The sequence below is a fragment of the Nonomuraea sp. 10N515B genome (genome assembly GCF_052245915.1).
Classification (GTDB): domain Bacteria; phylum Actinomycetota; class Actinomycetes; order Streptosporangiales; family Streptosporangiaceae; genus Nonomuraea.
The window spans coordinates 24,086-31,982 of record NZ_JBQQBQ010000088.1 but is presented as its reverse complement, the minus strand read 5'-3'; the positions used below and the strand labels follow the sequence as shown (position 1 = coordinate 31,982).

At 67.9% G+C, this 7,897-nt stretch carries 11 protein-coding genes; 7 read left to right on the top strand and 4 right to left on the bottom strand.

Annotation, left to right across the window (positions count from 1 at the left end; all coding sequences use genetic code 11):
- Positions 1-341: 341 nt before the first annotated feature.
- Positions 342-560, bottom strand: coding sequence for a DUF397 domain-containing protein (locus ACTWQA_RS53500; RefSeq protein ID WP_443166516.1), 219 nt, complete (start codon positions 558-560; stop codon positions 342-344).
- Positions 553-1,374, bottom strand: coding sequence for a helix-turn-helix domain-containing protein (locus tag ACTWQA_RS53495; RefSeq protein WP_443166515.1), 822 nt, complete (start codon positions 1,372-1,374; stop codon positions 553-555). Before ACTWQA_RS53495 ends, ACTWQA_RS53500 begins: the two co-directional genes overlap by 8 nt.
- Before the next feature lie 210 nt (positions 1,375-1,584).
- On the opposite strand from ACTWQA_RS53495, the gene ACTWQA_RS53490 reads away from it, so the two are divergent.
- Positions 1,585-2,040: an ATP-binding protein gene (locus tag ACTWQA_RS53490; RefSeq protein WP_443166514.1), complete on the top strand. Its 456-nt coding sequence runs from the start codon at positions 1,585-1,587 to the stop codon at positions 2,038-2,040.
- A gap of 3 nt (positions 2,041-2,043) precedes the next feature.
- On the top strand, positions 2,044-2,466 hold the full coding sequence (locus ACTWQA_RS53485; RefSeq protein ID WP_443166513.1) for a hypothetical protein: 423 nt from the start codon (positions 2,044-2,046) through the stop codon (positions 2,464-2,466).
- A 1,223-nt stretch (positions 2,467-3,689) separates the two neighbouring features.
- Here the strand turns inward: ACTWQA_RS53485 and ACTWQA_RS53480 are convergent.
- Positions 3,690-4,247: an RICIN domain-containing protein gene (locus tag ACTWQA_RS53480; RefSeq protein ID WP_443166512.1), complete on the bottom strand. Its 558-nt coding sequence runs from the start codon at positions 4,245-4,247 to the stop codon at positions 3,690-3,692.
- A gap of 321 nt (positions 4,248-4,568) precedes the next feature.
- Here ACTWQA_RS53480 and ACTWQA_RS53475 point away from each other — a divergent pair, with 321 nt between their 5' ends.
- The 5 genes from ACTWQA_RS53475 to ACTWQA_RS53455 all read left to right on the top strand — a co-directional run bounded on the left by ACTWQA_RS53475 (position 4,569) and on the right by ACTWQA_RS53455 (position 7,111).
- Positions 4,569-5,027, top strand: a complete 459-nt coding sequence (locus ACTWQA_RS53475; RefSeq protein WP_443166511.1) for a hypothetical protein — start codon at positions 4,569-4,571, stop codon at positions 5,025-5,027.
- On the top strand, positions 5,027-5,380 hold the full coding sequence (locus tag ACTWQA_RS53470) for a hypothetical protein (protein ID WP_443166510.1): 354 nt from the start codon (positions 5,027-5,029) through the stop codon (positions 5,378-5,380). Before ACTWQA_RS53475 ends, ACTWQA_RS53470 begins: the two co-directional genes overlap by 1 nt.
- Positions 5,381-5,782: 402 nt before the next feature.
- Positions 5,783-6,262: a sensor histidine kinase gene (locus ACTWQA_RS53465; RefSeq protein WP_443166509.1), complete on the top strand. Its 480-nt coding sequence runs from the start codon at positions 5,783-5,785 to the stop codon at positions 6,260-6,262.
- The gene (locus ACTWQA_RS53460) at positions 6,250-6,483 is read left to right on the top strand and encodes an ATP-binding protein (RefSeq protein ID WP_443166508.1); all 234 of its coding nucleotides are present in this window, start codon (positions 6,250-6,252) and stop codon (positions 6,481-6,483) included. The genes ACTWQA_RS53465 and ACTWQA_RS53460 overlap by 13 nt, the downstream gene beginning before the upstream one ends.
- A complete protein-coding gene (locus ACTWQA_RS53455) occupies positions 6,476-7,111 on the top strand; it encodes a response regulator (protein ID WP_305914247.1) in 636 nt (211 codons plus the stop codon). Before ACTWQA_RS53460 ends, ACTWQA_RS53455 begins: the two co-directional genes overlap by 8 nt.
- Here ACTWQA_RS53455 and ACTWQA_RS53450 read toward each other — a convergent pair.
- A complete protein-coding gene (locus ACTWQA_RS53450; protein WP_443166507.1) occupies positions 7,050-7,880 on the bottom strand; it encodes a DUF817 domain-containing protein in 831 nt (276 codons plus the stop codon). The genes ACTWQA_RS53455 and ACTWQA_RS53450 overlap by 62 nt on opposite strands.
- Positions 7,881-7,897: the final 17 nt, after the last annotated feature.

The window sequence follows — 7,897 nt, the reverse complement described above, 5'->3', positions numbered from 1 at the left end:
CGCAGGCATCAAGCCGTGGCCCGACACCATCACCGGCAGCGCAACCACGCCCGCGCTGTCGCACGCCCGCCACCCGCGGCATCCCAGCAAACTGCCACAAAGTCAGCGATCTACGACTGAAGGGCTAGGCAGGTATCGCAGATCGGCGGGGGTTCTTCGTCGTTCTTCTTGGCCATGACTTCGCTCCTCCGGGTCACCCCCCGTTGAGCGTTATCCCCCCTTGCGCAGCGGACGGACACCCTACAGCGCTGTACGGAAGCCTCCCCTCCTCAGTTGTACGGGGCTGGGACATAGGGAAGGGGGCTCAGCCGACCAGGCCGAACCCCCTTTTGCTGGGCCACTTAGGAGATGTTGAACTCCCCCTTGGAGGCTCCATCGAGGAAGGCATGCCACTCATCTGGCGTGAAGGCCAGGACCGGCCCCTTCCCATCATCCTTGGTGTCCCTGATGAGCACGTGATCGTCTGGCCGCCGCATCACCTCGACACAGCTACCACCGTTCCCGCCAGATGCCTTGGCCTTGGTCCACACGCCTACGGGCAGACCGCCTGGGTTACTCATAGCTTTCCATCACCTCACGAATGGTGTCCCGACTCCTGTCCACGGGATACGCCATGCTAGATAGGGCTTCCCACCGCACAATAAGTGCTTGCACAGTCTTCGCGCGATTGGTTACTCGCCCCTCCTCGACACTCTCCAAGTAGGCATGATCGGGGCCTCCGTCCAGGAGAGTGGCCACTTCAAACGCTCCGAGGCAGCCCGTTGTGAGCCCTGCGGAGAGAGGGAGGATCCTCACGGTGACATACGGAGGGTTGAGGGTTTGGAGGATCTTGGTCAACTGCTCCCGCATCACCTCCCGCCCACCGACAGGGCGATGAAGGACACTCTCGTCGATCAGGGTTGAGTACATGGGAGGCTGAGACCGGCTGAAGACGGCTTGCCTGCGAATGCGGAACCGTACCGCCTTCTCTGCCTCGTCCGTCGTGGCCCCCGGCTCCCCGAGGAACACCTGTCGGGCGTAGCTCTCGGTTTGGAGCAGGCCGGGGATCAGCAAGGGTTCCCATGTCCTGATTGTGTGAGCCAACGTCTCGACTCGGGGCCACTCCTGAAACCACTTGGGACCCATTGAGTTATGGATCTCAGGCAGCAGTTCTAGGAGCTGGCCTTGTAGACCTAACGCCTTTTCGAGCTCGCGCGTGAGTTCCTCGGACGGCTTGCGCATGAGTCGCTCGACGTGCCCCACTGCGCTCTCACTGTAGGGCAGCCGGTCTGCGAGGCGCTCTTGGCTCAACCCTTGGTCCATCCGAAACTGCCGTAGGCGTCTAGCGTACTCGGCCCACGCCTTCCTGCTTGGATCCTGCCCGTCTTGCGCCATATCACACCGGTTCTGGGGGATTCGTTCGCGTCGTCACCTATCGCGTTGGCTTACAAGCTGTACGGAACGGTACGCCTAATCGATGGGGCGCACCAGCGGAAGAGAGGCCATGCTATGAGGGCTTACCAAATGTCCGAAGGGTGTAGGCCCTAGCCGTGCGCGTACACGCACGAGCGGGAGTTGTACGCCCGAACCTCCGAGGTGGCCCCTATGCAGGCAGCGTATACGGACGTACATAAGGCGACAAAACCGCCCGAGGGCGTAACGCCGATCTCGGCTGCTCGTCTCTATCGAGGTCCGAGGACTGCGCAGCGGGCGCGACAGCTCGTTACCGGATGGCTGGGTAAGCGGGATGAACTCCTGCCTGACGCACTTCAGGTCGTGAGCGAGCTAGTTACGAATGGCGTGCTCCACCCGTCCAAGGGGCTGGGTCGGGAGTGGCTGGTGCTGAGCGTCAGTAGCGGTGACGGCTTCATTCTGCTAGAGGTGACCGACCCCGGCATGCTCGGCCCTCTAAGGCAACTCCACCAAGAGGCACCGGATCTCATGAGGGAGTCCGGTCGTGGCCTGAGCCTCGTAGAGGCGTACTCGAAGGACTGGGGTAGCTACACCACGGAAGCGTGTCGTCGGGTTGTGTGGGCCATTCTGGCGTATTCCACGGAGTAAGCCATGATCGACGACAGTGACCCTGGTTATTTGGAAGCGCGTCGGGACGATGTCGGTCCGTTCATCCACATCCGCTGGGGGCAAATGCGGATGGCCGTGCGAGAGTACGCCTGGTTCGATTTCTTGGATCAGATCAAGCGCGGCCTTTATGCGGCGGAAAAGGTGGAGGGCAGACGGGGATGGGTGCGTTTCGAGATCGACGAGGCTTTGGCCGAGCATGAAAGGCCGGTGGCCTGGCGGCCGAAGGTGCTCGAAGTGCCTGCGACGGTGTGGGATCGGTTCGTCGATGGGGTCGGTCAAGGTCGTTTCGCGAGCCTACGCCGGTTCTGGACGGGGGTTCCGGTGACAGAGCCTCCGGAAGCACGGATAGCCGCTGTCCAGGGTGAGGCGACCCTGGGCGATGCTTCCGGGGATGACCCTGGCTGATGCTGACTCGCTGCCGCCTGTGGCAGTCAGCCGGGGAGTGGGGTCCTGGTCGTCACGTCCGTTGGGTGACACAGACGGCCGGGACCCCGTCATGCCACCTCTGCCCGGGGATTCCATCGGAGGGACGGTCCGGGCGGGGGTGCAGTCGGCCGCCCTCGGAAGGACTCCGCGCCGCCACGTGCAAGGTCCCTGGTGCACGTGGGTGCCGCAGCGAGCGAACCCCGCCCACCTTCCGAGGGCGGTCATTGGTTTGCGCTGGTCACGGCTGATCGGAGGACGTCTCCGTTCCGGGCACCGACCCCCCGGGGGAAGGGGTAAGCGCCAACGCTGGGGCACACCGCGCCGCCATCGTTCGCGGGCGCGGGTCTGGCATGGCTCGCGGCGGGCAAAGCGGCGGCTGCTCGGGCGGGTCGGGGCGTCGGCGGGTGCGGGCCGGTTCGGCGGTCTCGGCGAGGGCGTGCCGTCCGGGCGGCGAGGGCGGGCACGGCGCGCTAGCGCCGCGCGCAGTCCCGATGGCGATCCGGCCGGCGCGTCCCGTGGCCGGGGCCGCCTGGGCGGTTGCCCGGGGTGTCGGCGGCGTGCCCGGCACGGCGCGGGCGGGGCCGTGGGGTTTGGCCGCGAGCGAAGCAATGCGGCCCCCGCGCGAGCGAAGCAACGCGCGAGCGGTGGTGGAAGGGGAAGACGACACACGCCCCTCCCCATGGGAGGGGTCAGGGGAGGGGCGCAGCCCGCTCCCCTTGTGTCCGGGTGATTACAGGGGGAGCTGCAAAGTGGCTCGGAGGGTGCGGCCATCGAGATCTCTTGGCTCTCGAACACAGTAGATCACCGATAGTAATTGTTCAAGTGCTGATAGAAATGTGGCGCGCCTGCCTTGCCTGCTCCAGACGCCCATCCCCCAAGATCATCTCTGTGGATGTGTCCCGCCCGGCGGGGCCGGGCGGGCTTGATCTAGTAGGGAAACTCATCACACACGGGGGTGCCAGGGACGGCGCGCAGGTCCGTCCCCGGCTATGGCGATGCCTCGGGCCGAGCACCGAGGCCCCGGCGAGTGGCGGTCAGCTGGGGTCCTGGTCGTTGCGTCCGCTGGTGCGGCGTACGCAGGCGCCGGGACCCCTTGTGTTCGGCCGTATCAACCGATGGCTACGGGAAGCATGGATACCCCGGGGCTCGGTTGCGCGCCCGGTGTGGCTGCTCCCACGCAGCGTCCGGTCATGACCGGCGGCTCAGAGAAGCTTCCATTCCTGGTAGGGCCGGTCGGCGGCGCACCCCTGCTGAACCACGCCGATCCCGTTGTTGAGGTTCCCGTTCGGGACCTCGAGGCACTTGCCGCTGTGGCGGGCGACCAGACCGAAGTAGCCATTGGGCCGCTGGACGAGCCGCCATTGCTGGCTGGTGTTGCGGGAGTCGCACGTCATCTGGTGCACCGTCGCGTTGTCGGCGGTGCTCCCGCCCGCGACTTCCAAGCACTTGCCGCTGTGGTCGGCGCTGACGGTGTAGTAGCCGTCGGCGAGGAAGCCGTCGGCGAGGTTGCTGTCGCCAACAGCGACGAAGTTCCAGGTCTGGTTGTCGGGGGCGTCGTAGCACTGCCACTGCTGGACGAACGCCGCGTCAAGCTGGCTCGCCACCGCGACGTCCAGGCACTTGCCGCTGTGATTGGCCATCAGCTTCGCCCTGAACAACGGGGCGTCCGCCGCCAGCGCGGCGGAGCCGGTGGCCAGCATCGCCCCGCTGACCGCCAGGGTGCACAGGCTAGCGACGAGCGCTCTTGTGGGTTTCTTCAAGGTGATCTCCCTTGCCGAGGCCGCCTCTCTAGACTTGGGCGGCACACCCACTCTTATACATTAAGTGATCATGCTCTAACTGTATGTAGTCATCTCGGCGCGTCTCGGTCGCTCTCGCCCACACCCGTCACCAGTGCGGGCGGCACCATGGCACTGGCTCACGTGCACGGCGCGGCGCTCGCGCGGGCGCGTGTAGCACGGGCGCGGGATGAGCGTGTGCCGGTATGCCGTAGCGGCATGGCTTTGAACTATTCGAACGCGTGTTCGATACAGCCTGCCATCGTGGGTGTCACGGGGACACCCGCAGATGGGAGGTAAGCGATGCGCTTTCCGATCGACACGAGCCAACTCGGGTTCACGGTCACCTCGCCGCCGACTGCGGCGAAGGACTTCACGACCAAGAAGGTTCGCGTCACCGACGACGGTCGGCCGGTCATGGTGGTGAACCTGCTGGCCATGGACGGCACCGACTCCACCAAGATCAAGTTCAACCTGCCGGGTGAGCAGCTCCACCTGACGCCGGGCCTGCCGGTACGGGTGGAAGGGCTGTGCTACGGCATGGCTCGGGACGGTGAGGTGCGCTGGTGGAGCGCCGATGCCGTGATCCCGCTGAACGCGGGTCCGGTGACAGCGCAGCACGTCTCGGCTCCGGCCGTGTCCGCGTCGGTACCCGCGCCCAATGGCGAGGGCGCGGCGGCCACGCGGGGGCGTAACCCGCACGCCTCGGCCACCTCGGCGCGGCACGGTGCCCCGGCGGGTGAGGGCGGGGGCGAGTCCTGATGGACCTGGTGATCGCGCCTGCGGGCACGCGGGTGCAGACCTGGCGGGTACCGAACGGCTGGCCGCTGCTGAGCTTCACGAGCTTCAGCGGGCAACTTGTGGTGCTGCGGGTGGATCACCTGTCTCCGGCCGTGGCGCGCTGGTTCGCCGCCACCCTGGCGCAGGCGGCCGACGCCTACGCGGCGGAGGTGGAAACCTGCTTCTCCGAAGGTGAGCCCGGCTGGCTGCATCGCTCGGGTGAGCCGGACCTGTCCGGGCTGGCGGCGGTGCCGCTGAGCGATCCGCCCGGGGTCGCCGTGGTGCCCGCGCTGACGCACCGTCCGCCCTACCGGGAACTGGAGGGGCCGTCATGACGGGGCTGATGGGTCCGCAGGTTCCGGGCCGTCCGTCCGGGCTGCCGCCGATGGTGGAGATGCCCGCCGTGCCGATCCGGGCGCAGTCCACCCCCGGTTCGCGGCTGACCACGTACGTGCTGCGGCCGGTGTGGCTGCGCCGTCGCGAACTGGGCTTGAGCCTGGCCGTGGTGGCGTTGGTCGGCGGGGCCTGGCGGCTGGGTGACTGGCCGGTGGCGCTGGGCGTGGCGGTGTGCCTGGCCTCGCTGGTCGGCGGCGTGCCGGGGGTGCGCGGCTGGCTGCGGGATCTGCTGTGGCGGGCGCGTGTCATCCGCCAGTGGGATAAGGCGGCCCGCTTCGCGGGGCTGGCCACGCACAACGACCGCATTCCGCGCGTGATGGCGGCGGTGCGGACGTCGGCGGGTGAACGCCGGCCTGCACGCTCAGCTCCTCGTCCAAGCCCGCGAGGCCGGCGTGCTGGACGAGCGCCAGCGCATGGCGGGGGAGATCCACGACGCCCTCGCCCAGGGCCTGACCGGCATCATCACCCAGCTCCAGGCTGCCGTGCGCGCCGAGGCCGATCCCTCCGCATGGCGGCGGCACCTCGACAACGCGACCCGGCTGGCCCGCGAGAGCCTCGCCGAGGCCCGCAGATCCGTGCACGCCGTAGGGCCCGGGCCGCTGGAGACGACGCCGCTGCCCGACGCCCTCGCGGAGATCACCGCCGGGTGGTCGGAGTTGAACGGTGTCCGTGCGGAAGCGACCACGATCGGCACGGTCCGCGCGCTGCATCCGGAGGTGGAGGCCACCCTGCTCCGCATCGCACAGGAGGCCCTCGCCAACATCGCCAAGCATGCCGGGCGTCCCGGGTCGGGGTCACCCTGTCGTACATGGAGGACGTGATCACCCTGGACGTACGCGACGACGGCGCCGGCTTCGACCCGGCCCGCGCCGTGGACGGGGGCGGCTTCGGCCTGGCGTCGATGCGTAACCGGGTCACCCGCCTGGCCGGCCGCTTCGAGGTGGAGTCCGAGCCGGGCGCGGGCACCGCGATCTCCGCCGCGGTCCCGGCCATACTCAAGGAGCCCTTCAAGGAGACGTTCGAGGAGACCCGGAGTGTCTGAGGCCCCCATCCGGCTGCTGATCGCCGACGATCATCCCATCGTCCGTGACGGCCTGCGCGGCATGTTCACCGGCGATCCCGGCTTCGAGGTGCTGGCCGAGGCCGGCGACGGCGCCCAAGCAGTCGAGCTCGCCCGGGCACTGGACCCCGATGTCATCCTCATGGACCTGCGCATGCCCAGGATGGACGGGGTGACGGCCATCAGGGAGCTGGCCAGGCTGGGCCTCAAGGCCCGCGTGCTCGTCCTGACCACGTACGACACCGACAGCGACGTGCTGCCCGCGATCGAGGCCGGCGCCACGGGCTACCTCCTCAAGGACGCCCTTCGCGACGAGCTCGTGCGGGCCGTGGCCGCGGCGGCGCGCGGCGAGGCCGCACTCGCCCCATCAGTCGCCACCCGCCTGCTCGGCCAGGTACGCACTCCGGTCGACCCGCTGAGCACGCGGGAGCTGGAGATCCTGAAGCTGATCGCCCAGGGCACCACCAACCGGGAGGCGGCCGCCCGCCTGTTCATCAGCGAGGCCACGGTCAAGACGCACGTGCTGCACATTTACGCCAAGCTCGGCGTCAACGACCGCGCGGCCGCCGTCGCTGTCGCCTTCCAACGCGGCCTGCTTCCCCTGGAGTAGAGGTCGGCTGGTGCAGCCGTCCCTGGCTCGCCTGCCAGGAAGCAACCATCACGAACGTGACGCTGACCAGCAGCGCCCAGGCCCCGAACTTGGCGGGGTGGACCAGCTGCCAGGTCTCCCGCTGGTACGGGTACTGCCAGGCGCCGAGGTAGGTCGCGATGTTCTCGGCCACCCACAAGAAGAACCCGATGAGCGTGAACGACAGCGCCAGCGGCATCTGGTATCGGTGCTCGCCCACGGTGAAGTGCACCACCGTCCCCCACGTGACCAGAACGAGCACGACGGCCAGCGGGATCCGCAGGTCGATCCACCAGTGCTGGCTGACGAAGTTGACGTAGATCGCCAGCGCCATCAGGGCCACCGGCACCGTTCGGTAGGCCACCAGGCGCAACGAGAAGATCCGCCAGGCCGAGCAGACGTAGCTGCCCACGGCGGCGTAGAGGAACCCGCTGTACAGCGGCACCCCGCCCACCTTGGTATAGGCATCCTCGGGATAGCTCCACGAGCCGAGCCGTACCTTGATCATCTCAAAGGCCAGCCCGACCACATGGAACGCGGCGACGACGGCCGTCTCCTGACTGCTCTCCCACCGCAGCGCACGGAAGATCACCGCCACTGCCACGGCATAGACCAGCAGCGCGTCATAGCGCGGGATCGGCAGCGGCAGGACAGACGAAGCGGCCAGCCCCGCGAACAGGGCGACCGCGAACGCGCACGACTTCGCCTCGGCCCACGCGAAGCGGAACATCTGGGCGACGAAGAACCTCACGCTCTTATCCGACCGCC

Excerpts from the sequence above, each read along its gene's own strand:
- ACTWQA_RS53500 (WP_443166516.1), bottom strand. The coding sequence starts at position 560 with ATGAGTAACCCAGGCGGTCTGCCCGTAGGCGTGTGGACCAAGGCCAAG.
- ACTWQA_RS53495 (WP_443166515.1), bottom strand. The coding sequence starts at position 1,374 with ATGGCGCAAGACGGGCAGGATCCAAGCAGGAAGGCGTGGGCCGAGTAC.
- ACTWQA_RS53490 (WP_443166514.1), top strand. The coding sequence starts at position 1,585 with ATGCAGGCAGCGTATACGGACGTACATAAGGCGACAAAACCGCCCGAG.
- ACTWQA_RS53485 (WP_443166513.1), top strand. The coding sequence starts at position 2,044 with ATGATCGACGACAGTGACCCTGGTTATTTGGAAGCGCGTCGGGACGAT.
- ACTWQA_RS53475 (WP_443166511.1), top strand. The coding sequence starts at position 4,569 with ATGCGCTTTCCGATCGACACGAGCCAACTCGGGTTCACGGTCACCTCG.
- ACTWQA_RS53470 (WP_443166510.1), top strand. The coding sequence starts at position 5,027 with ATGGACCTGGTGATCGCGCCTGCGGGCACGCGGGTGCAGACCTGGCGG.
- ACTWQA_RS53460 (WP_443166508.1), top strand. The coding sequence starts at position 6,250 with ATGGAGGACGTGATCACCCTGGACGTACGCGACGACGGCGCCGGCTTC.